The organism is Chitinophaga sp. H8 (genome assembly GCF_040567655.1).
Lineage (GTDB): Bacteria > Bacteroidota > Bacteroidia > Chitinophagales > Chitinophagaceae > Chitinophaga > Chitinophaga defluvii.
The window spans coordinates 2,862,947-2,887,910 of the sequence record NZ_JBEXAC010000002.1 but is presented as its reverse complement, the minus strand read 5'-3'; the positions used below and the strand labels follow the sequence as shown (position 1 = coordinate 2,887,910).

Annotated in this window: 11 protein-coding genes and 1 tRNA gene; 7 read left to right on the top strand and 5 right to left on the bottom strand. The window is 44.6% G+C overall.

Features of this window, described 5'->3' with window-relative positions:
• Positions 1-24: 24 nt before the first annotated feature.
• Positions 25-2,943: a SusC/RagA family TonB-linked outer membrane protein gene (locus ABR189_RS25525; RefSeq protein WP_354663321.1), complete on the bottom strand. Its 2,919-nt coding sequence runs from the start codon at positions 2,941-2,943 to the stop codon at positions 25-27.
• Positions 2,944-3,868: 925 nt separating this feature from the next.
• On the opposite strand from ABR189_RS25525, the gene ABR189_RS25520 reads away from it, so the two are divergent.
• Positions 3,869-6,973 (top strand): SusC/RagA family TonB-linked outer membrane protein, encoded by a 3,105-nt coding sequence (locus ABR189_RS25520; protein WP_354663320.1) that lies wholly within the window; start codon positions 3,869-3,871, stop codon positions 6,971-6,973.
• An 18-nt stretch (positions 6,974-6,991) separates the two neighbouring features.
• Positions 6,992-8,896, top strand: a complete 1,905-nt coding sequence (locus ABR189_RS25515) for a SusD/RagB family nutrient-binding outer membrane lipoprotein (protein ID WP_354663319.1) — start codon at positions 6,992-6,994, stop codon at positions 8,894-8,896.
• 93 nt (positions 8,897-8,989) lie between these two features.
• Here ABR189_RS25515 and ABR189_RS25510 read toward each other — a convergent pair whose 3' ends face one another.
• The 3 genes from ABR189_RS25510 to ABR189_RS25500 are packed head-to-tail and all read right to left on the bottom strand — an operon-like array spanning position 8,990 to position 13,865.
• Positions 8,990-10,741 (bottom strand): alpha-L-rhamnosidase-related protein, encoded by a 1,752-nt coding sequence (locus tag ABR189_RS25510; RefSeq protein ID WP_354663318.1) that lies wholly within the window; start codon positions 10,739-10,741, stop codon positions 8,990-8,992.
• 14 nt (positions 10,742-10,755) lie between these two features.
• Positions 10,756-11,940 (bottom strand): FG-GAP repeat domain-containing protein, encoded by a 1,185-nt coding sequence (locus ABR189_RS25505; RefSeq protein ID WP_354663317.1) that lies wholly within the window; start codon positions 11,938-11,940, stop codon positions 10,756-10,758.
• Between the two features lie 32 nt (positions 11,941-11,972).
• The gene (locus tag ABR189_RS25500; protein ID WP_354663316.1) at positions 11,973-13,865 is read right to left on the bottom strand and encodes a glycoside hydrolase family 71/99 protein; all 1,893 of its coding nucleotides are present in this window, start codon (positions 13,863-13,865) and stop codon (positions 11,973-11,975) included.
• A gap of 469 nt (positions 13,866-14,334) precedes the next feature.
• On the opposite strand from ABR189_RS25500, the gene ABR189_RS25495 reads away from it, so the two are divergent.
• From ABR189_RS25495 to ABR189_RS25475, 5 genes are all read left to right on the top strand, one after another.
• Positions 14,335-14,868 carry an RNA polymerase sigma-70 factor gene (locus ABR189_RS25495; protein WP_354663315.1) on the top strand — a complete coding sequence of 178 codons (534 nt, stop codon included), beginning with the start codon at positions 14,335-14,337 and terminating at the stop codon, positions 14,866-14,868.
• Positions 14,869-14,935: 67 nt separating this feature from the next.
• A complete protein-coding gene (locus ABR189_RS25490) occupies positions 14,936-15,913 on the top strand; it encodes a FecR family protein (protein ID WP_354663314.1) in 978 nt (325 codons plus the stop codon).
• A 186-nt stretch (positions 15,914-16,099) separates the two neighbouring features.
• Positions 16,100-19,486 (top strand): SusC/RagA family TonB-linked outer membrane protein, encoded by a 3,387-nt coding sequence (locus ABR189_RS25485; RefSeq protein WP_354663313.1) that lies wholly within the window; start codon positions 16,100-16,102, stop codon positions 19,484-19,486.
• Between the two features lie 27 nt (positions 19,487-19,513).
• Complete coding sequence (locus ABR189_RS25480) at positions 19,514-21,076, top strand: SusD/RagB family nutrient-binding outer membrane lipoprotein (RefSeq protein ID WP_354663312.1); 1,563 nt, start codon at positions 19,514-19,516, stop codon at positions 21,074-21,076.
• 32 nt (positions 21,077-21,108) lie between these two features.
• On the top strand, positions 21,109-23,997 hold the full coding sequence (locus ABR189_RS25475) for a DUF5107 domain-containing protein (RefSeq protein WP_354663311.1): 2,889 nt from the start codon (positions 21,109-21,111) through the stop codon (positions 23,995-23,997).
• A gap of 115 nt (positions 23,998-24,112) precedes the next feature.
• On the opposite strand, the gene ABR189_RS25470 is transcribed toward ABR189_RS25475, so the two are convergent.
• Positions 24,113-24,183 (bottom strand) — tRNA-Gln (locus tag ABR189_RS25470).
• Positions 24,184-24,964 lie beyond the last annotated feature (781 nt).

Here is a 24,964-nt window from a genome sequence, read left to right as displayed (position 1 = left end):
GCGTTTCATTTTTTAACAGTCAGATTAGAAATTCAATGCCAGGTGGAATTGTACACGTTTAGACGATGGAAACGGTGCCACATCTACCCCTGTTGAAAAACCTGCGCCGAAATTGGATACCTCGGGATCATATCCTTTGTATTTGGTCCATGTGAAATAATTATTCGCAGAAGCTCCTACCGTAATGCTTTCCATAAACTTCATTTTTACCGGGATACGGTAGTAAAGCCCTATTTCGCGTATGCGTACATAACTTGCATCCTGCACATAACTATGGAACCCCAATAAACGCCCTTCTCCCAGCTTGCCATCTCCTGCTGCCTCATCATAATCCGGGCTGGTACCTCCTCCATCAAACAACAACTGCGAGAGGTTAACATTATCTCCTCCTTTTTTCCAATGTATCAGAAAACGAAGGCTGAGGTTTTTAAATAACGTGAGGTCATTAAAGAAGTTCATCTGAAAATCGGGTTCCGTATCTCCTACTTTAGCAGTAGTACCTGCGTCATCTACCACTGCCACTATCTGGGTAGCAGTAGCATTATTTTGCACAAAGAAAGTACCGTAGGTAGCACCGAACGAGCCTCCCGGATCAAATGCAGGAACAGTAAGTGCGGATACTTCTGAACGGTTTTTCCAGAAATTGATGTTAGAGGACCACCTCACCTGCGCATTATTTACTGGTACAGTTCTTAATCCCAGTTCTAAACCGGTATTGCGCAGCTGGCCTCCGTTAACCCATTTTGTACCAAAACCCGTAGCGCCCTGGTAATCACTCAGCAACAAAAGGTCCTTGATCACCTTGTTGTAATAAGTAGCTTCCAGCCCTATCTTACCTCCCAGGAAACTAACGTCCACGCCTCCTTCCAGCTCGGTCTGACGTTCCGGCATAATATCAGGATTGCCCAGCACGATATTAATCAGGGAACCACTTTTTCCACCTATGTTATCAATAGGTAATGTGGTAAAACGGCTGCTAAAAGTAGGCAGGCTGTTCCCTTCACCATAAGCCACCCGCAGTTTCAGATCGCTGACGGTTTCATTTTCCCATTGCCCCATTTTAGAGATATTCCAGGCAATATTTGCTTTAGGATAGGCAATAAACTGCCGGTACTTTCCATTGTTGGTAGATTTATCAAAACGAACCCCTGCGGTAAAATTCAGGAACTCTTTAAAAGCGATTTCTTCCTGCACAAAAATGCCATCATTACGGGAGCTGTTGCGTGTTTGTGTAATGTCCAGTGCGGCGGCCTGATCGCTGCTGGTTTGTGTACCTACCAACTGTGTGGCCAGCGTAAGTATCTGGTCAAAGCTGGCATATTCATGGGTGAGTCCTGCACTGGTGGTGAAGGATAAATTAGTATTAGGGGTAAAAGTATTTACCAGGAAACCGGCCCAGTTAGTAAAGGTATTATTGGCATTTCCCTGTATGTTATGCCCTCTTTTCACACGTTCAAACTGTAGGGAAGCTGGGAATAATACCTTTGTTTTGAAGTTGTAAAAATCTACACCTCCTCTGGCTATAAATTTTGTGGTAGCTATTTCCGACTGCTGTAAAGTAGCTTCCAGGTTTACTCCACTGATCACCCGATTGGTCAGTTCATTGTTTGTCATCTTATCGCGTGTTTCTATCGGATTAGAGCTGGCCATCGGGTTCCGGGGATAATTTCCACTTGCATCCTGGTGTAATTCTATGAAGCTGGGCGTTCCGGATAATGCAGATCCAAAAGACACCCCAGTATTATCATTATTTGTCAATCCTCTGTCTGCAGAAGAATTAATAAAAGCAGTACTTACTCCAATTTTTATCCTGTCTGAAATACGATGATCTACATTCAGTCGCAGGTTGTTATTAGCATAACCGGTACGTAAAATAATACCGTCTTCCTTACGCATACCTGCGCTGAACATGAAAGTTGTCCGGTCACTGCCGCCACTCATGGAAACAGTAGTATTACGCAAAAACCCTTTTTCTCCGTACATCTCTTTTTCATAATCATATATTTTCCCTGCAGCAACAGCCGCTTTATAACGGGTGAGGCCGGAAGGCCCCCATGTTTCTTCCACAATAGTTTCATTCAGCTGCCGTACTCCCATTAATTTCCTGGCAGTTTGTATCCCTATATCTTGTGTAACCGTGATCTTTGTTTTGCCTGCCTTTCCTCTTTTAGTAGTAATTACCACCACGCCGGCTGCTGCCTGCGATCCATAGATGGCTGCTGCTGAAGCGCCTTTCAGGATTTCAATATTCTCTATATCTGCGGGATTAATATCTGCGATTCTGTTGGACCCGTTATCCTGTGTAGAAGTATTTGTTCCGCCACTCTCTGCTGCAGTAACCGCATTCATCCCACCGGAAATAGTTTTATTATTTACAATCACCCCATCTACTACATACAAGGGTTCTGTATTACCATAAATGGTTGTTACTCCTCTTAGTTTAACAGAAATACCCCCACCAGGTGCACCGGAGTTGGCCACGATATTGGCACCCGTTATTTTGCCGTTCAGTGCAGCATCAAAAGTCTGGGCGGGAGAAATCCCTGCCAGCTCACTGGCAGAAACAGTAGCGACAGCATTGGCTGAATTCCTGCGTTTTACCGTAGTAGCAAGCCCCGTTACAATCACTTCATCCAAACGCGCCACATCCTCTTCCAGTATAATGTTCAGCGGATCGGTGCCGGCGGTTACCTTTATAGTATTTGTTTTATAGCCCGTGTAGTAAACGGTAAGCCTGGCATCCGGGGGAACAGCTATTTCAAATTTCCCGGCGGCATTTGTCACCACCCCCTGCCGGCCATTCAGGATGGCAATACTTGCACCAGGCAAGGGAGTGCCATTACGATCTGTCACCTTTCCGGTAACTGTTTTTTGCTGGGCTTGTATCATCAATGGTAGTAAAAAACATATCATCGCCAATACAGCGGATAACATTTTCTTCATGTTGTTATTTTTAATTGTGTAATTCAATTCATAGATAAGTATTGAAATGCTGTAGCACAGCGCTGCATACATTGGCATTGTGTATGATCTTGTTATTGATCCTGGCTGATAAATTGCTGTTTCAGGGTATACAATTATTCCTTACAAAACTAGGTAGTGAAGGGGTTGCAGGATTGTAGGTTTTCACGCATTCTCACAACTCAGTAGTAGTACGTAACGAAAAAAGGGCATAAAAAAAGGCCACCGGATAACCGGTGGCCAGGACGCATCTGCGTCAAACAGCTATTTTTAATGGAGCAACCCTGTTAGGCGAAACTAACTGTTGGTGTCCATGTACATACTGTAGATTCCATGAATACCTCCTTTTCTTTGATGAAGAATGAATGTACGGAAAATTTTGGTATTAACTCCAGGGCCAATAAGTAACAATGATGTATGACAATACCATGAAAAAGGGGGATCACATAAAATAATTTTTTATTATAACGATAGCATCTTTACGCCAGGCAAGCCATTTCATAAAAATTAAGCAAAAATTAACATAATTTTTGTGTAATGGAAAAACATTCCTTAAGTTTGGCTCCTCAAAAATTTATTAGGTCAATTTTCACTTGTTATTAGAAGATCACTTGTTATAGGAAATACTTATTAACGGAAACACTTGTTATTTGGGAATGCTTGTTATTTAATATCTCTACCTGAATTAACGGAACCATGATGTAAACAACCGGAAACGGTGTTTTTTTTATAACAATTGCTAAATCGTTTTACTTTATTTACTTAACCTGTATGCGAACCTGGTTAACCAGGCTTAGCTATACATAATTATTTACAGAGATATGCCGCGATATGACAGGGTTCCAATGCTTTCTACTACTCAACAAATAATACAAAAACAGTAATTACCAATTTAAAACAGTGTATAATGAAAAGATCAGTAATCTTTTTGTCACTATTCCTATCTGCATGCCTGATGGCCTTTGCGCAGGATAAAAAAATAGTGTCAGGAAATGTAAAGGATGCCGAAGGAAATCCTGTTCCTGGGATCAGCGTTCAGGAAAAAGGTACCAAAAACGGTGCTATCACCGACGGCACAGGGAACTTCAAATTGAGTATGGCTCCTGACGGTACGCTGTTACTTTCCGGCATAGGCTTTCTGAGTCAGGAAATTAGTGTTGCAGGCAAAACCGCTATTAATGTAACACTGGCTGCCGATAACAAGAATCTGGGAGAAGTGGTAGTCACCGCCCTCGGTATTAAAAGAGAAAAGAAATCCCTGGGTTATGCATTACAGGAAGTATCCGGTGAATCATTGACCAGTGCCCGCGAAACGAATGTAACCAATGCCTTATCCGGTAAAGTAGCCGGGTTGCAGGTGATGCGTTCCAGTAACGGTCCTGCAGGTTCTTCCAAGATTGTACTGCGTGGTAACAATTCCCTTACCGGATCCAATCAGCCGCTGATTGTTGTAGATGGTATCCCAATGGACAACGTTACAGGTGCAGACAATAACGATTACTGGAACCCTTCCAAAGACATGGGTAATGGCCTGTCTGATATTAATCCGGACGACATTGAAAGCATGTCTGTATTAAAAGGTGGTTCTGCTGCCGTATTATACGGCTCCCGTGCCGGTAATGGTGTTATTCTCATCACTACCAAAAGCGGTAAAAAACAAAAAGGCCTTGGTATTACCTATACTTCTACTGTTGGGCTTTCTACCATTTTTACTTCCCCTGAAAGACAACGCACTTTTGGTCAGGGTACTGACGGCGCATATGATGAACGTTCCGACCTGAGCTGGGGACCTGAAATTGCCGGCCAGACAGTAAAAAACTGGGAAGGGAAAGAAGTTAAAATGGGGTCTTACAACAACCTTAAAAATTATTTCAATACCGGAATCAATTTTAAAAACAGTATCTCATTTCAACAACAAATCAATTCTACCGCCATCTATTCATCCGTTACCCGCTTAACTGATGAAGGTATCATTCCGGGAAGCAAATTAACCCGTACCAACCTGTTAGCCCGCGCAGTTTCTCAATTTGGAGAAGGCAAACGCTGGACTACTGATACCAAGATCCAGTATATCAATTCCAATGCGGTAAACCGGCCTCAGGGCGGTGCAAATGCATCCAACCCATTTAACACCATTTACTCTTTACCAGCAAACATCAACATCCGTGATTTCAGCAATCCTAAAGATGCTGACGGAAAAATGACCTGGTACAAGTATGATAAAATGGTGAACCCTTACTGGAATGAGCAATACAACCTTAATCAGGATATCAGGGACCGTTTCTTAATGAACGGATCATTGAAATATGAATTTACTTCCTGGCTGAATGCAGAGATCAAAGGAGGTGCGGATATGTATACTACTGAAACAGAATCCAAACTCTATGCAGGTAGCCCGATAGAAGTACGCGGTAGCTATGGTACCGGCAAGGAAACTTTCCGTGAAACCAACTACAGCACCTTAATTACTGCCAAAAAAGACCAGGTGTTTGGCAAATTAGGAGGTGCTATCACCTTAGGAGGTAATCTGATGAAACAGAGAAGAAGCAGTATGAACATTAATGTTCCCAAACTGCAGATTCCGGATTTGTTCTCTATACAAAATGGTACCAGCAACCCAAGCATCAGTGAGATCTATACAGAAAAGAAGATCAACTCTGCCTATGGTACCATTGGTCTGAACTGGGATGCATACTGGTTTATAGATGCTACCTTCCGGAATGACTGGTCATCTGCCCTGAGCCAAAGTAACCGTTCCTATTTCTATCCTTCTGTAAGTACCTCCCTGATTGTAACAGATATGATTGAAAGAATGGGCGGCAGTGCCCCACGCTGGGTATCCTACGGTAAAGTAAGAGCGTCTTATGCACAGGTTGGTAATGACCTGGCGCCTTACAACCTGTACAATACCTATGAAGTGGCTAAAGACCCTAATGGTAATACTACTGTTAAGCGCAAGAAAGTATTATATGATCCTAACGTAAGAAGTGAGCTGATTAAATCCCTGGAAGTAGGTGCTGAAGCACGCTTATTCAACAATCGCCTGGGTATAGACTTTGCCTGGTATAAATCAAATGCTACCCGTCAGCTGATCGATCTGCCCATGGATCCGCTCAGTGGATATGAGAAAAAGAAAATTAATGCCGGCAATATAGAAAACAAGGGTATTGAATTAATGTTGAATGCCCGCATCCTGGACAAAGCAGTAGCCTGGGATATGAATGTGAATTTCTCCACCAACAAGAACACAGTAAAGGAAATTGCGCCGGGCATTGATTATTATCCTTTAGGTGGGTATGACAACATACAGATCTATGCTGCTGCCGGTCAGAAATATGGCGAAATCTGGGGTACTGCCTATCAGAGAGTAACAGATGAAAAGAGCCCTTACTTCGGTAAGCTGCTGCTGAGTGAAACAGGTTTACCACTGGTTACCAGTGAAAAAGTAAGGCTGGGTAATCAGCAGGCAAATGGCTTACTGGGTGTAAGCAATACTTTTACTTATAAAGGTGTGTCATTAGGCTTCCTGATAGATGCACGCTTTGGTGGAAAAATGTTTTCCGGAACCACAGTAGCGATGCAGAAATCCGGTACAGCTGCCGAAACAGTGGTAAATGGAAAACGTGACAAATTTGTAGTGGACGGGGTTATCTTAAATCCTAATACCAACCAGTACGAACCTAGTACCATCGCAGTAAAACCTCAGGATTACTGGGAAGCAGTAGGTGTTAATAACATCGGGATTGCAGAGGCCAACCTGTATGATGCATCCAATGTACGTTTAAGAAATGTACAGCTGTCTTACAACCTGCCAGCCAAACTCTTTTCCAGAACACCTATCCAGCGGGCAAGCATCGGTTTTTCCTGCAACAATGTATGGCTGATCTCCAGCCATATCAAGGGTATTGATCCGGAATCTGTTTATGCAACAGGAACAAATGCAACAGGATTTGAAAGTGGTAGTGCTCCTACCTCCCGCAACTACCTGTTTAACTTATCTGTTAGTTTCTAATTATTGAAAAAGCATTTTATGAAAAGTATTATAAAAAGCGCATGTGTTGTGATAGGCGGAAGCCTGATGATGCAGGCCTGCTCCAAATTTGAACAAACAAATTTTGATCCCAAGTCTGCCAATGAAGAACAGCTTCAGGTAGAATATGCACTTAATGGATCTATTACCGGTGCACAGATGAACCCTGATATTGCAGAGCGTTCTTTTGTATTATATTGGAAAACAGCCGGGCACCAGCACCGCCAGGGTGGCTTATCCAGTGGTGGTTATAATGATGACTGGACTACAGCCTATTACAATGGAGTATCCGGCTGGCTGAATGCCGCTAACCTGGCTATAGAACTGGCTGAAAAAAGGATCGCCGCCAATAACGCGCAGCCTCACACCAAAAATCTGCTGCAGATAGGACGTATATGGCGTGCTTACCTAATGAGTGAAATGAGCGATAACTTTGGCCCCATTCCCATCAAAGCCTTTCAAGGTGTGAACCCGGAATTTTCCCAGGTAAAAGATGTGTATTATTACCTCCTTAACGAATTGAAAGAAGCGGAAGCTGCCATTGATGAAAATGTAGCCAATCCTCAAACGCTGAAGGATTTTGATCCGGCTTATGGTTTCAACTACAACAGGTGGAAAAGATACGCCAATTCCCTGCGTATGCGTTTAGCCATGCGCTTATCTGAAGTAGATCCGGATAAAGCGAAAACTGAATTTGAAGCAGCAGTGGCTACCAAACTGCTGATCACAGATATGGCTGATGCCTTCAAAGTAAAAGAGAAAGACGGATGGGACGACCTGACTGGTGTCATGAGCCGTTCCTGGAATTCGCAGCTGATATCAGCCAGCCTGAACAACTTGTATGTTGGCTTGGGTGGGGTTACTTCTGATGTGCAGTTAGATGCCTCTTTCCACACGGCTATCAAGCCTGCCGACTGGATGGGGCTTAAATTTGCCAACCATTTTTCCAGCAAAACCAATGACCCTGCTGCAGGCTACTGGCTGGATGGTTTGCCAAAAATAATTGACCCCCGCGCTTACAAAGCATTTATTATTCCCGGAGATTTTACCAACCCTGATTTTTCCCCTTTCCCCGATGCCAGCGTTACAAAGGATACCAAAAGAAACCTGGAAGATGCTACTGGTAAGGTGGTAAAGGAAATTGATGCCAAATATACCTGGAATGCATCCGCTACGGGCGACTGGGCTGAAAAGGGTGCGATGAATAAAGTATATACCTATGAAGGTACAATGCCGCGTATGTCTCATAAATTCCGGACCAGTACTTCAGAGCGTATTTTCTTTGCTCCCTGGGAAACCTACTTCCTGCTGGCAGAAGCCAGTGTAAGAGGCTGGGCTACTTCCATCGGGGCCAAAGAAGCCTATGAAGCAGGCATACAGTCCAGTTTCCAATACTGGGGTGTAACGGCTCATCTCGCAGCTTACCTTACTTCTCAGGATTACAACAGGGTAGGTACTTCCGTGAGCTGGAACCATACTGCCGAACCTCCTGCCTTCCGTACTATGAACTTTAAAGATGGTTATACCAATACAGCGGGTACTGTTAATATCAGCTACCCCAGCAATACCCTTTACAAAAACGGTAGTGTAAAGAATGATCTTCTGACTAAAATCATCACCCAAAAGTTCATTGCGCAATGCCCCTGGCTGCCACTGGAAACCTGGAACGATCAGAGAAGATTAGGATTGCCTTTCTTTGAAAATCCGGTGATTGAAAAAGCATTGCCCAACTTACCGGCATTGAACAATAGTAACTATACTACCAGCAATATCAAATTTTTCCCGCAAAGGTTAAGATATCCTGCCAGCCTGCAGAACAACAGTGCTAAAGGCTATCAACAGGCTGTATCTTTCCTGAACGGACCTGATGCAGTACTGACACCACTCTGGTGGGCAAAGCACTAAAAGAGGCTTAAAACAGCTTAAATGAAGCGTGGCCGTATTAAAAGTAAATACTTTTAATACGGCCACTTTGCTTTAGGAATAAATTATTAAATACTACCTTAATATCGTTACCCCCTTAGGCGCATTGATCTCTGACTTTATCTTGCCGTCTTTTCCTTTGGTATGCTTCACTTTCAAAATACCATAAGGGGTAGGGAAAGTACCTTCTGCAAAGGTAAGATCTCCCAGATGAGGTGTTATTTTGATCACTTTACAGCCCGGCGCTTTGACCTGTATGCCCAGTACATGTTCCGTAAGCCAGGGAGTAGGACCAGATGCCCACCCATGACATAAGCTATGCCGGAAGCCCTTATAGCAGTAGCCTCCGTAGTCACCATGAATGTCTTTCTGACCGGGTTTTACCAGCTCATCTATCCTGCCGGCATTATTTAACCAATCCAGGTTAAAATCTTCCCAGAAAGTAGTAGCTCCTATACTCAGCATTCCTCCCCAGTAAGTACGGATAGCATCCAGTGCTCCTTCATAATTACCGGCTTTAGCTTTGGCCTGCAACATATAGTATCCGTAAAAAGTAGAAAATTCTTTTGCACCGCCTACATTGATTACCTGATCATCCATTTCTTTTGCGGATGCCAGACCAGACAGGGCCATCAGTGCTGCTGCCTGTTTGGAATTGTTATGATCCGGTACATGTTTTTTCAACCGGGCTACTGCCGCTTCACATTCCTGTGCGGCGGCCGGCTCCTGTAATATTTTACATAACTCGGCACCTGCCTGCAAAGACAGGACCATCATAGCCTGTAAACCGGCATGTATACCTTGGGGATTTTCGCTGGAAGGCCAGTCTAAAAAACGTGTGCCATCCAATTTTTCACTATTGTTCTCATCTATCATCTGTGAAATCCGGCGGAGTAAAGGCAACAGATACGCTTTCTGTTGACGCAGATAAGGCAGGTTCCCATTGTGATAATACCAGTCGCGGTGGATGATAATCCACCACATGGAATAAGTACTGATTCCGTTCATCCATTCAGACAACGGGGTGATATCCCTCACCAGGTCCAGGCTATGGGGTACTACCTCATTGTATCCAAACAGGGTGCTGATAGTAGATGTTTCGGGATGCATATCCCCTACCCATACCAGCCGGTCGCGCTTAATACCATCCCAGAGATAATCCTGCATATTTAAATGCACCGTATAAGCGCCTGTCAGCCAGATCTTGTTCAGCAAAGTATCACTGCTATTGAAAGACCCCAGATAAGGAAGATCCCGGAAATTAAAAATGGCACGCACTTCTTTCAGCATTACTTCCGGTACATCCTCTACCACATCGATTCTGACAAACCGGAATCCTGTATTACCCACTTCGAGTTTACCCAGCCAGGGTACTTCTACCATCATATCCCGGATGGCATGATCATTAGTAGCATTCTTTTCCGGTTCTATGTTGCTCATAGCTTCACTCACTGACTCTCCGAAACGAATGCGCAATTTCACGGGTTTATTGCCTCCCCACATCCCGGTTACGATCTGCAATCCACCATGCAATTCCCTGCCAAAATCCAGTAATATAGCTGGTTTTACATTACCCGCAGGTTTCAGGATACACATGTTTTTATTGGAAAGATCAGCCTGTCCGTTGCCCGGCTGCATTAATCCTGATACGCCCTGCAGGTTGCCTTCCTGCCATACAATACGCACAGGAGGCAGGTATTTGCGGGTAGTTGGCGTACCGGTAGCATTAGCGGCCGTTTGTTTATCAAATACGGGAGGCAACTGTGCCTGCACACTACCATACATCAATGGCAATAACAGTGCTGCTGTGACAAAAAATTTTCTCATTTTTAAATAGGCTGTTATAATGCTTTAAATACGTGTACACCTTTTTTGTTGCCGGTGATAATATCCGGACGACCATCCTTATTGATATCTTCTACCACCACGTGAAGTCCTACTCCTGAATTATTATCTATCTCATGTGGTATCCAGGCAGGTGTTTTTCCCGGAACAAATTCAAACCAATACAATACCGCAGGCTCATATTCTCCGGGGTCGTGACCGTTGTGTGCAAAAAAACGTTTACCCGTTACCAGGTCCGGATGACCATCCCCATTAACATCTACCAGGGCAAGGCCATGCGATTGGGAAAACTCCTTATGGATAACATGATGAATCCATTTGGCATTGCCCTGTTCATCTTTTACCTGTTCGTGCCACCATATACCATAGTTATGCGCGGAGGCACTGATAATATCTACATCCCCGTCTCCATCCAGATCCTGGATATACATCTGGGAACATTCTTCGCTCAGTGCTACCGGATGAAATGTCCAATCAGGTTGTTTAGGATCTGCCGGCGCTTCCCACCAGCCATCTTTTATCACCACATCCTTACGTCCATCTCCGTTCATATCCCCAAACCCCAGTCCATGAGTATACATATGTGTTCCGGGGATATCCTTTCTTTCGCTGATCACAAACTTTTCCCACTTCGTATCTCCTTTTTTAAATGGTGCCCGTACCCAGATGATCTGTTTTGTTTTCGGATCATTACATAAAAGGTCCAGCCTGCCATCGCCATCCACATCTACAAACTGCGGGGACTCATTCCCTACATTGGGATATATCATATGCATTTTCCAATGCCCCGGCTTGTTCTTGTTATTTTCATACCATACTGCCGATTCACCGGGCGTATCAATACGAACAATATCCAGCCAGCCGTCCTGGTTTACATCCATACAAAAATTCAGGAAAGAATTACTGTATCCACCATTTACAATAAAAGAATCTGCTTTTGCGATTTCATGCTGCTTCCAGCCTGGCGCTTCAAACCAATAGGCGCCTGCCATCACATCTATTTTTCCATCCCGGTTTATATCACCCACTGCCACTCCTTCAGCAATAAATTTTTTTGTAAGGGTCTCTTTGCTGAATTTCACAGCAGTTCCTTTTCTTGCCCTGGTTTGAGCATTTGCTACATGAGCTGTTAACAGTAACAGCTGGATGTAGCAGATCAGTTTTAAATAGCCTGTTGTCATAAGGTGGTATTTAGTATGCGATATTGGTATGACTACTTTGTTGAATGCAATGGATGATAAATATACCGGTAGCTGAATCTGGCATTCGGAGCGGTATCTCCTTTATCCAGCCAATGCATCACGTCTCCATCCAGCGGAGCATTATCCGCCCATTTAAAGTCGATTTCAAATCCTTCTTTGCTGCTTATCCCCAGCTGCGTTACCGGTAGCTGCAGCTCCATTTCATTTCCTTTCACGGCATACCGGACATCCGCTATTTTCTTCCAGTTCCATCCACCCGTACAGGCTTCCAGGGTAGTGGTATTGGCATTCACTGCCTGCCGGTTAACAAGATAATTAAATCCTTTCCAGTCTGGCGCATCCGCATCTTTTACGCGGATAAAAAGGTTCATCCAGGCGCTATCTTTCCAGGAAGTAAGTGTGGCAGCTGTTTTAACATAGAAAGAGATATACTTCTTGTTTACCGCCACCCGGGCTGCAATAATATCATTGCGGCCGGTACTGTTTTCATACCGCTGGATACGCCCCCACCCCGGATGATCCCGGTGAAAGATATCCCCTTTATCATCTTCAAAAGCAGGAATTACATTTTTCCAGTCATGGAATGCACCGTCTATTTTCACAGCTGCTACTGCATTGGCTACTGGTACAGGCCGGGTACCTTTATACCGGCGGATACCATCTATCAGCTGATAATAATAATTATCCCCAAAACCGCCCTTCACCGGCTCTGCATCCCGGCTATACTCTTCGTTATACAGGTCTACAAAAAAGGTTTCCCCCTTTTTGATGGGTTTGCCCAGAAAAGAAGCCGGCTCATTACCTGCCGCAAAACGCATGGCCACCCATTCATTCCAACCAGTAATAAACACAAATTCAGGATCTACTTCCAGGGCGCGTTTCCATTGTTCCGCAAAATTGAGCCCCTCACCCGACCGGAAACCAGAGGAATCCGGTTGATGGCCCTGGTGAAAGCTCCGGCCAATATTGGTGGCAGGATGCTGGGCGATATTTACACTGATCTGCTCCGGCTTATCGGGGGCCGTGTGCCAGCCATATGCCTGGGGAGTATTGTCCAGCCATGTCCATTTATCTTTCCCATTGCCAAACCACCCTTCTGCATTACTCCATGCCCAGGATTGGCGTATGGTAAAGAAACGCGATATTTCGGGCGTTACTGCCTCCGGAGGACATAATAACAGTGGTTTGCCCTTCCAGTAAAACCACAGGTCACTGTATAATTGTTTTTTATAGATGTTTTCATACAGCCGGCCAACCGTTTTCTCCGGTACACTGTTTACAATAAAAGCGATCTGAGGGGTAGATAAACCGTTTTTCCGCATGTCGCGGTATACCGCTGCTATTTTGGCCACCTGAGGTTGATAAATGGCTGCATTGGTCACATCCAGGACAATTACATCCACTCCTGCATCCGACAGCATTTGTGCATGTTTACGGATAATCCATTCGTCGTCCGGTAAATAATACCCAAAGTACGGTTGTCCCCAGTAATGAAAGGCATGCATAGGCCCATATTGCGGGTTTTGCGGATTGGCTTTCAACAACTGGCTGATATCATAAGGACTGGCCGTATCCCCAGGTGTTTTCTCCATAACAGACTCTGTTGCATTTCCACTGCTATGCCGGTCGTATCCATGTGCCCCCTGCCATATAAAATAGAATATCCCGGCAAAACGATCCTTACGGATATTGCCGGTCACTTCATTGGTAGGCGTACTACGCCCCAGATCATCTGTGGCTACCCAGGTATCTGCCTTTGAAGAAGACAGCAGCTGAGGGGAAGACTGCTGTTGCGCCATCCCTTTTTCACTACCCCAACCTGTTATTACTGCAACCATAAAAGATGACCGTACCAGCCATAAGGCATACCTGTGCAGATACTTGTAACTAAAGGACATCATCATACATGTAGATCGTGGAATATTGCCTGAAAATAGCCATATACCATAGGAACAGTGTCCCATAGTATCCTATGTTACTTTTCCCCCATACTATTGAAATAGCTATGAAGTATCCATATAGTATCCCTTATAGGGGTACTATATGGATACTTTAAGGATGCTTTAAGGGTACTTTAAGGGTACTTTAAGGGTACCTTAACCCTGGGGAAAGGTAGGCCGGAACATCCGGTATTAGCATGATAAAACAGCCTGAAATGATTAATATGGCCTTGGGTTAGTAACAGTACTACAAGCTGCTGCTTTTGTGGGCCCTATGCGCCATTGTTCAATGTGTAACCGGATACCCGGGATTTCTGCAATTGGGCGTATTGTTTTACCCGGGTCGCTGATTCAATTATGGCTGCAGTGCTCCTCCCTTTCGTGCAATTATTATTTTAAAATCTGTATTTTAGTACACATATAACCTCATTTCATGTTGCAGGCACAAAAAATAAAGGAAGGTGACAGTAATGCCTTCAGGTCTTTTTATGAAACCTGCTGGCAGGAACTGTTTCTTCAGGCCACTTATTTGCTAAGGTCGGAGGAGCTGGCAAAAGACTTTGTACAGGATGCCTTTGTAAAACTTTGGAGAAACAGGGAACAAATAGACCCATCACAACGACTGGAAGCCTATCTCTATACTATCCTTAAAAATAATGTTATCAATCATATAAAGCGGGAACAGGTATGGGCCAGTAAGCAGCGGGAGGTGGCAGCAAAAACGGATCAGCCTGGCCTCACCCCCTCTGATTATCTGCAGGCCAAAGAGCTGGATAATATCATACAGGAACGGGTACGCCGGATGCCGGAGAAAATGCGGGATATCTGGCTGATGAGCCGGCAACAACAACTGAGCATACATGAAATTGCATCAAAACTGGCTATATCTCCCCTCACCGTAAAAAAACAGCTTTCAAATGCATTAACCGTATTACGGGTGGAATTAAAGCAGCACTCCCGGGATTAAAGTCAATTTTTTTTTCTTTCATCTACTCCCTCTACTACTTTTCTTTGTAATTAATAGGACGAACGACATGGACAAGGATCTGAATGAATTTAATGAGTACCTGGGGCGTTTAAACCGCAGGTTGGCCGAACCGTTGTCTGCCGAAGAAGAACAACTGTTGCGGGATTGGGTGACACAACATCCATTGCAACAGAATACTGCAAACAACGACCCGGACCAGCTGGCGGCAAAGGGGGCCGGTATCTATAACAATATAGACCGGGAAGTTAACAGCACGCTCAACCTTAACAGACGTCCCCTCCTTCGCCTGTTAAAGATAGCAGCTGTTGTGGCCGGGATATGTATGCTGGGGGCCATCACTTACTGGAACAGTCATCGTCATAGCTCCCGGAAGTTTGCTATACTACGGAATGATACAAAGATGCCCAGGAAATTTGTGTTGCCCGACGGATCTGTTATCTGGCTAAACCAACAAACCCGTATCCGTACGGATGAATACTTTGGACGGAACAACCGGGAACTATACCTGGAAGAAGGGGAGGCATTTGTTGATGTTAAACAAAATGAAACATTGCCATTCCTGGTAAAAACAGGTGAAGTAAGTATTGCTGTACTGGGAACATCTTTTAACGTGAAAGCATATGCGGCAACACCTGTTATTAAAATAACCGTACTAACCGGAAAGGTGCGTGTAGATAAAAACAGCCAGCAGCTGCAACAGTTGAATCAGGATGATGAACTGGTGTATAATACAGCATATTCCTCTTTTTCAACACATAAAGCAGAGGCCCGCAAGGTAAGCGGGTGGAAAGATGGTGGTCTTTACCTGGAAGATGTGCCTTTTCCTGAATTTGTAAAAGCACTACAGGAACGTTATGGTGTATCTATCAATTATCCGGAACAACTGCAACAGCAAAAAATACATATCTATATTCTGCATCATCAACCATTGCAGGATGTGATGGAAATGATAGGAAGTATTTACAATATACAATACAGTACAAACGGGAAAAATGTGACTATCTCCCTGAACGGGACCCGTTAATGTGATCAGAAAAAATATTCAGCTAAAATAAAGTTACCGCGCTGCTGCAGCAGCGTACAGGAGAAGTAATGTACAGCACGAAGGGATGTCCGCCTGTTTTCCGGAGAATAGGCAGGCATCAGCAAAAACAAGTAATACCATTCAACCAGGGAACGCAAATTCCACAAAAAAATAAATCGTCAAAACATGATGCAACTTTCTTTAAGATGCCGGCAATGGCATCCCCGTAAGCCTTATTGCTGGCTTATACTGCTCATATGCGTACTGTTGCCTATACGCATCTATCCACTGCCGGCTCCTGCACAGAGTAATCTTGAAATGCGCATAAGCATCCGGTTTGAAAAACAACCCCTGCACGAAGCTATTAAAAAACTGGAGCGGGAAAGCCGGGTACGGTTCGCCTTTAATTCAAACGACCTGCGTGGATTCCAGGTAGCTGCTGCCAGTTTTACAGATAAGCCGCTGGGGCATATCATAGCGGAACTGATGAAAGACACCAATCTCACTGCCAGTGATATTAATAACAGCGTGGTTATTCACAAAAAAGAAGCCGGTCTCCCCCCTGCGGATGCTCCACCGAAAGCAGCAGACCGAATCACTATTACAGGCAAAATAACGGATGAACGTAAGATGGCCATTCCCGGTGTAAGCGTCAGTGTAAAAGGCACCAAGAGAGGTACGCTGGCAGATGCAGAGGGGCACTTTAAAATTGATGCGGAGAAAGGAGAAATACTGTTATTTTCTTTTATAGGATATGAACAACAGGAAGTAATTGTAGGCGACCGCAGCTCCCTGGAGGTGATACTAAAACAATCAACAAAATCACTTGGAGAAGTGGTAGTAACTGCTTTGGGTATTGTAAAGAATAGTAAAACGCTGACTTATGCAGCCCAGAAAATCAATGGTGCACAACTCAATGAAGTACGGGATGCCAGTTTCATGAGTGCATTATCCGGCAAGATTGCCGGTGCAGTAGTAAACCAGGCCGCTGCAGGTCCTGGCAGTGCAGTGCGGGTGGTATTAAGGGGTAACCGCTCTATCAGTGGTAATAACAACGCCCTCATTGTGGTAGATGGTGTGCCGGTAGACAACTCCACACCACAGGGACAGATAGACAGCGACCGGGGTGGTTACAACGGCAGTGATGGTGCAGCCAATATTAATCCGGATGATGTGGAATCAGTAAATGTGCTGAAAGGAGCTGCTGCCACTGCGCTTTACGGTAGCCGGGCGGCCAATGGAGCTATCATTATTACTACAAAAAAAGGTACTGCAGGTAAACTCTCCGTAAATTATAATGGCGGCATTTCTGCCGATAAGGCCTGGCTGATGCTGCCATTCCAGAACGTTTATGGCCGGGGCAATGGCGGAAAAACAGTAGATGGTACTGCTGCCAGCTGGGGAGGTAAAACACAAACCTATCCAGATAATGTGAAGGACTTTTTTCACACCGCCATTTCTGTAAACAATGCAGTAAGTGCGGCTACTGGTTCTGAAAAGATACAAGCTTATACTTCCTACGCTAACAACTATGCTGAAGGGATTATTCCAGGAAATAAACTTTACCGGAATACGCTTAGCCTGCGCATCAATACCCAGCTAACCAGTAAACTGTCTACCGATGCTAAAATTTCCTATGTAAACCAGGAAATAAAAAACAAACCCGTTACCGGGGAAATTGGCGGCACTTCCCTGATGACCTACATTATGCCCCGCGATATGAGTAGTGCGGAACTGAAGGATTATGAAACAATTAATGAAGGTGGGCAGCCGGTGTCTAAATACTGGACTACCTCTTCTGTATACACCAACCCATACTGGAATATAAACCGTACTTCCTATAATGAGCGCAGAGATCGTGTTACCTTGCTCGGCTCCGTGAAATATGAGTTTACTCCATGGCTTAACGTACAGGCACGATATAGTCTTGACCGGTACAATGATAAAATCAAAGGTTCCTATTATGGCGGCACTATCGGGATTCTGCCAGTAACCCCCAAAGGAGGACGTTACTTTGAAACCAACGGATATGTATCTGAAAGAAATATTGATGTACTGGTTTCAGGTAATAACAAACTGACTCAGGATGTAGGCATAACCTATAATATAGGCGGCAATATCCTGAGACGGCAATATGAAACCAGTACCACTTCTGCCAATGGCTTGCAGGTACCCAATAAGTTCAATCTTATTTATGCCACTGCCCTGGATGCTACTACTCAGTTTACCAAACGGGAGCTGCAATCTGTTTATGGTAGTGTGCAATTCGATTTCCGGAAATACCTGTTCCTGGATGTCAGTGCCCGTAACGACTGGTCTTCCACCCTGCCTTCCCCCTATGCTTATTTTTATCCGTCAGTAGGCTTATCTGCATTAATATCTGATATGACCCAATTGCCCTCCTGGATCTCCTTTGCCAAAGTGAGAGCATCGTATACCCGTGTGGGTAATGACGCTATTCCTTATCTGCTGATACAGCCCTACTCCTATGCACCAGGTGCTGCCAATGGTTTTATCAGCCGGGATGCCACCAAGGCTATCAGCGATCTGAAACCGGAACTTACCAGCTCCTGGGAATTTGGGATAGACTGGCGTTTTCTGGATGGACGGATAGGTATTGACGGAACTTTCTATAAAACCAACACCATTAACCAGCTTTTATTCCTGGCATTACCACCTGCCAGTGGTTTCAGCAATCAATATATCAATGCCGGCAATATTGAAAACAGAGGGATAGAAATCACATTGACAGCAGACCCTGTACGTGCAAAAAAATTCAACTGGAATACTACAGTTAATTTTTCCCGGAATATAAATAAGGTGCTGGAACTTAGTCCGGACGTAAAAGAGGCCAGCCTCACCGGTAGCAAGCGTCTGGCAGATGTGGTAGTAAAGGAAGGTGGCTCTTATGGGGATATGTACGGGTCCGGATGGGCCACCGATCCCAAAACCGGGGTACACCTGGTAAATGCCAAAGGGCTGCCTGAAATGAATGAACTGCAATACCTGGGCAATTTCAATCCTGATTTCAGCCTGGGATGGTCCAACACTTTTACCTATGGTCCTCTAAGTTTGTCCTTCTTACTGGACGGGCGTGTAGGAGGTACCGTTATTTCCGGCACAGATGCCAACCTTGCTTTTTATGGCCTGGGGGATTATACACTGCCTTACCGCGAAGGAGGATGGGTATTGCCAGGTGTATATAGTGATGGCCGCAATAATACCACAGACATAAAAGCGGAAGATTTCTGGACCACGGTATCCGGTGGGCGCTATGCCTGGGGGCAGTTCTTTGCATACGATGCTACTAACTTCCGGTTGCGCGAAGTGGCCCTTGGATACGAAATTCCAATGCATAGCAAATTTATTAAACATGCAAAGATCTCTCTCACTGGCAGGAATCTCTTCTTCCTTTACCGTGGCAGATCCCGCATGGATATCCCCGGTATAGGCAAGCGAAAAATTCCGTTTGATCCTGATATGACACTCGGCGCAGGTAATTTCCAGGGAATTGAATCAGGTAACCCTCCTGCCCTGAAAAGCTTTGGTGTGAACGTAAAATTATCCTTCTAAATGATGGCACGTAAAAACGAAATAATTATGAACAAATATATTTTCACCAGATGGTGCACTGTACTGACAATCACCTGTCTGTTATGGACTTCCTGCACTAAGGACTTTAAAGAGGTGAATGTGGACCCTGCCAAGCTAACAAGTGTTGGTGAGCGGGAACTCCCTTTTCTTTTTTCCAAAGCAGAGTCAGCAGCGTCTTATACCTCTTATGCTTACCAGGTTGCACAGAATCTTTTTGCCGACCTGTATGCTCAATACTTTGCCACCACGGTTACTTATTTCCCGTCAGACCGTTATGTGATGCGATACGACTGGTTGGCTACACATTGGTCCATGCCCTATACACAGGTGGTGCCACAATTGCAATCTATTTTTGAGTTTTCAAAACCGGAATCACCGGAATATGCGCTGGCCAATATTATCTGGGTGTATACCTTTCACCGCCTCACAGACTACTATGGCCCCGTGCCTTATTTTCATGCAGGAGCAACACAGAAAACAATCGATTATGATGCACAGGATAAAATATACGAAGACTTCTTTAAACGCCTGGCTGCGGCAGTAAATACACTGAAAACTACAGATAAACAGAATATCTTTGGGAGTTATGATCTCATCTACGGTGGCAGCCGGGAAAAATGGCTGCGGTTTGCCAATACCCTGCGGTTACGGCTGGCATTGCGTATATCAAAAGTAAACGCTACCAAAGCCAGGCAGGAAGCTGAAGCGGCAGTGGCAGATGGAGTTATGACAGAACTGGCACATGATGCTTATATGATAAAATCTGTAAAGGGAACGGATATCAATGGGTTGGCAGGGATCAGCGAATGGAATGAATTTAGCATGAGCGCCGCCATGGAGTCTATGCTGAAAGGTTATAAGGATCCCCGTTTAGCTGTCTTTTTTCAGCCAGCCGCCAATACCGGAAAATTTTCAGGTATACGCAACGGTGTGCCCACCACAGCCATCACTACCAATGAAAAGAACAAACAGAAAAATCTTTCCAACATAGGTACCCGTTGGGTAGCTATTGTAGATGGGCAGTGGGTATCCAATCAAACCGTTTCTCAGGACATTATGCATGCAGCGGAAGCTTATTTCCTGCGGGCAGAAGGTGCGCTGAATGGATGGAATATGAATGGAACTCCTAAAGACCTGTATGAAAAAGGTATTGAAATGAGCATGCTGCAATGGAAAATAGAAGACCCTGCGGTGATCAGTGCCTATATACAATCTGAAGGGAAACCGGTAGCGCTGGACGATTACCTGCAATCCCCTCCTGTAAATCAGACAGTAGTAAAATGGGGCAGCAATACAGCCACCCAGCGCATGCAGATAGGTACCCAAAAATGGCTGGCACTTTATCCGGATGGTATGGAAGCCTGGGCAGAAGTAAGACGCAGTGGGTATCCGGTGCTTTATCCCCTCGTAAGTTCTGACAATAGCGATCTGCCGGTGGGCACTCCTATTAAACGTATTCCATTCATAGACCTGGAAAAACAAACCAATGCAGCAGCAGTACAAAAGGCCATCCCGTTACTGAATGGCCCCGACAAAGCATCTACCCGCCTATGGTGGGATGTGGATTGAGTACTTACATTTTCTAATGCAATATCAGACGAATGAAGCATACATTATACAGATTGTTGTTACTAATATTAACGCCGTTACTGACACAGGCTCAAAAAACGGCTTCCATACGTGAGTACGATAAAACATACAAAACATATCCTTTCTCAGACCCTGATCCTGTGCCGGCACAGCGTATTTACCCGTATTTCAGATACGATGGTTTTACTGACAAACCGGTCAGCCAGCAATGGAAAGTGGTAGAACTGGAAAACGATTTTATTAAAGTAATGATCCTCCCGCAAATAGGTGGAAAGATCTGGACAGCTATTGATAAAAAAACAGGGAAACCCTTCCTTTATGACAATGGAGTGGTAAAATTCCGGGATATTGCGATGCGTGGCCCCTGGACCAGCGGAGGTATAGAAGCCAACTACGGCATCATTGGACACACGCCCAACTGTGCTACCCCGGTAGATTACCTGCTGCGTAAAAATGCAGATAACAGTGTGAGTTGTTTTATCAGCACCCTGGACCTGCTAACAAGAACCAAGTGGACGCTGGAGATCAATTTGCCAGCAGACAAAGCATATTTTATTACCCGCTCTTTCTGGCATAACAGTACCCCGGTGGTGCAGCCTTACTATTCCTGGATGAACCTGGGCATTAAAACCGGAGCTGATCTGCGATTCCTCTATCCCGGCACCAATTATATCGGACATGACGGAAAACCCAGTCCCTGGCCCACTGACATTGAACATAATAAAAACCTGTCGTACTACGCGCAGAATGATTTTGGGGCGGATAAATCCTTTCACGTGCTGGGCAAACATAGTAATTACCTGGGGGCCTACTGGCAGCAGGAAGACTTTGGTATGATCCGTTATGCCAACCGGGAAGACAAACTGGGAAAAAAAGTTTTTCTCTGGGCGCTATCCAACCAGGGCAAAATATGGGAGCAACTGCTGACAGATAGTAGCGGCCAGTATTGCGAAATACAAAGCGGCCGCCTCTTTAACCAGAACGCAGAGAACAGCAGTCTTACCCCTTTCCGGCAGGTGGGTTTTCAGCCCTACGCATCGGATATCTGGGAAGAATACTGGTTTCCATTCCGGGAAACCGGCGGCTTTACAGATGCCAGTTTGCATGCGGTTATTTATGCCCGGCAAACAGCCAATTCCCTGGCAGTAGCACTTTCTCCGCTGGAAACCATGACTGATAGCCTGAAAGTGTATGATGCCGCCGGACAAGTCCTTTACAGCAAACAGGTGCAGCTGCAACCACTCACAGCAGCCCGTTATACCATCCCGCTTAAAACAGGGGAACAGGCTGCAAAGATCGTATTAGGAGATGCCATTACCTTACTGGACACAGCTACAACTATAAAAGATCTTGCCCGACCACTTACAGGGCCGGCTACTTTCCATCAGGATGGGGCTTATGGTTTGTATATGATGGGGCGTGATCTTTTACGCTTCCGGGACTATGGCGCCGGAGAAAAGAAAATCCGGGCAGCATTAGCTGTTGACCCGGCCTTTGTGCCTGCACTGGTGGAAATGGCGTTTATCCAGTACCGGAAGATGCAGTATGATTCTTCCTTTTACTTTGCAAGGTATGCACTAGGTATAGACACTTATGATCCCGGCGCCAATTATTATTATGGGCTGGCAGCTGCAAAACTGGGTCGCTACTATGATGCACTGGACGGACTAGAAGTGGCCACACTTACCCCTGCTTTCCGGAGTGCCGCTTATACAGAGCTGTCCAGATTATATTTAAAACAGCAGGATTTTGCAAAAGGATATGCTTATGCTGTTAAAAGCTGCCTGGATAACCAGGGCAATATCAACGGCTGGTTACAACAAGCCATTGCCTGCCGCTTATCCGGCAAAGTACCGGAAGCTGCCAGGGCGCGGGAAAAAATCCTGAAAATGGACCCTTTGAACCATTTTGCACAGTTTGAACAATACCTGCAACAAAAAAATGAAGCAGATAAAAAGGCATTCCAGTCGATGATCAGAAATGAGCTGCCGCAGGAAACCTATCTTGAAATGGCTGCCTGGTATCATACAATAGGCCAGATAACAGCCGCGCAGGAAATACTGGATCTCGCGCCGGCTAATGCAGAAATTGCTTATTGGAAAGCCTACCTGCATCGCCAGGATGCCGACAGCGCCGCTTATATCAATGCTGCCGGCAATGCCAGTCCGGACATGGTGTTCCCCTTCCGGGAAGAAAGCGCACCAGTAATGCAGTGGGCCATGGAAACAACACAGCAGTGGCAACCCCGTTATTACCTGGCGCTGATATATCTGTTCCGTAATGATAGTGCAAAGGGGCGGGCATTGCTGGAGGATATCCCGGCAACAGTCACTTTTGCACCACTGTATAGTTTAAAGGCACGTTTATACAATGCTACAGAAAAAGATCAGCAGCTGGCAAACCTTACCCGCGCAGCTACACTTAATCCGAAAGAATGGCGCTATGGTAAGATGCTGACAGAACACCTGGTAGCAGAAAAGTCATACCAGGCGGCGCTGAAAACCATTACACCTTATCAACAAAGCGCACCACAGCACTATATTACCGGTATGCTCTATATCCGGTGTCTCATACTCAATAACCAATATACTGCTGCGGAAAAAGCACTCAGGGATATACATATCCTCCCTTATGAAGGGGCAACGGACGGACGACAGCTTTACAGGAAAGTGAAACTGATGCTGGCTATGGAAGCGCTGCAGCAGCAACGCTACAAAGTAGCCCTGGAAAAAGTAGCCGAAGCCAGGCGCTGGCCCCTTAACCTGGGCGCAGGAGAACCCTATGCAGCCAATAAGCACGAACAGCTGGAAGACGCCGTTGTGGCGCTTATTAACGAGCGCAACAGGCATACTAATGAAACGGCCACAAAGGCACTGCTAGCGCAAATCAACAACCTGTAAATACCTGAATCGCAATAAAAGTGCTAACGTTTTTGCTAACGTTTGAGAAAAAACTACACACCTATAGAAGAAAAAAAAAGGTCAAAAGTGGCTAGTATGCTACTTTTGACCTTTGTTACCCGACCTGGATTCGAACCAAGACAAACAGAACCAGAATCTGTGGTACTACCATTATACTATCGGGCAATTCAAATTGGGGTACAAAGGTAATATTATTTTTCATTTTTCAAAAAAATATCTCCTTCATAAAGACAAGTGATAAAAAACGGAGATGCAATAGAATAGGTTTATCGCTTCATTAATTCACGGCATAACGTACAAAGAAAAATGCTTTCAGGAACCAAACAAATTTGAATCACCATACAAATAGTTGCATCATATCTTATCAAAACAGTGTGATTTTTTTCTGACAGTAAATCTATAAAATCACCTTTCAACTATAACTGAAATGTCATTGTTCTTTTATGAATATAGTATCAGAAAAATATTTTCAATTATTTCTTAAAATACTTGCAATATTAGATTTGACTTATTAGATTTGTAAGAATCACTTGTGCAATAGTGGTTTTGTCATGATGACAATAAATACAATCAACATACATAGTAGTATTCCACGTTAGTATAGTGCAACCTGAAAAACCCTGTTGATTGTTTTTTCAACCAAATTTAAAAAGAACAGTGATAGTATTTAAACCCAAACCAATTGTATTATAACCAATATCTAAAATCACATAGTAATTTCTTAATTGATTTAAAATCCACGTAACACAAAAATTGACAGGCGTCAATAAAAAACCTGTCAGTACCATTTCAAACTTACAGCTCACGTCCGTCAGCACTTTACGCCCGGATTGACTTTAGCATGGCCATTCTACAAAATGGAAGAAGACGTTATTGCCCTATTATTTTTCACCAAAATCGGAACAAATGATGTAAGGAATACTTATCCACTTCAGTTTATTCTAAC

Bases quoted from the DNA above. Each gene is read 5' to 3' on its own strand.
- ABR189_RS25525 (WP_354663321.1), bottom strand. From the start codon at position 2,943: ATGAAGAAAATGTTATCCGCTGTATTGGCGATGATATGTTTTTTACTA.
- ABR189_RS25520 (WP_354663320.1), top strand. From the start codon at position 3,869: ATGAAAAGATCAGTAATCTTTTTGTCACTATTCCTATCTGCATGCCTG.
- ABR189_RS25515 (WP_354663319.1), top strand. From the start codon at position 6,992: ATGAAAAGTATTATAAAAAGCGCATGTGTTGTGATAGGCGGAAGCCTG.
- ABR189_RS25510 (WP_354663318.1), bottom strand. From the start codon at position 10,741: ATGAGAAAATTTTTTGTCACAGCAGCACTGTTATTGCCATTGATGTAT.
- ABR189_RS25505 (WP_354663317.1), bottom strand. From the start codon at position 11,940: ATGACAACAGGCTATTTAAAACTGATCTGCTACATCCAGCTGTTACTG.
- ABR189_RS25500 (WP_354663316.1), bottom strand. From the start codon at position 13,865: ATGATGATGTCCTTTAGTTACAAGTATCTGCACAGGTATGCCTTATGG.
- ABR189_RS25495 (WP_354663315.1), top strand. From the start codon at position 14,335: ATGTTGCAGGCACAAAAAATAAAGGAAGGTGACAGTAATGCCTTCAGG.
- ABR189_RS25490 (WP_354663314.1), top strand. From the start codon at position 14,936: ATGGACAAGGATCTGAATGAATTTAATGAGTACCTGGGGCGTTTAAAC.
- ABR189_RS25485 (WP_354663313.1), top strand. From the start codon at position 16,100: ATGATGCAACTTTCTTTAAGATGCCGGCAATGGCATCCCCGTAAGCCT.
- ABR189_RS25480 (WP_354663312.1), top strand. From the start codon at position 19,514: ATGAACAAATATATTTTCACCAGATGGTGCACTGTACTGACAATCACC.
- ABR189_RS25475 (WP_354663311.1), top strand. From the start codon at position 21,109: ATGAAGCATACATTATACAGATTGTTGTTACTAATATTAACGCCGTTA.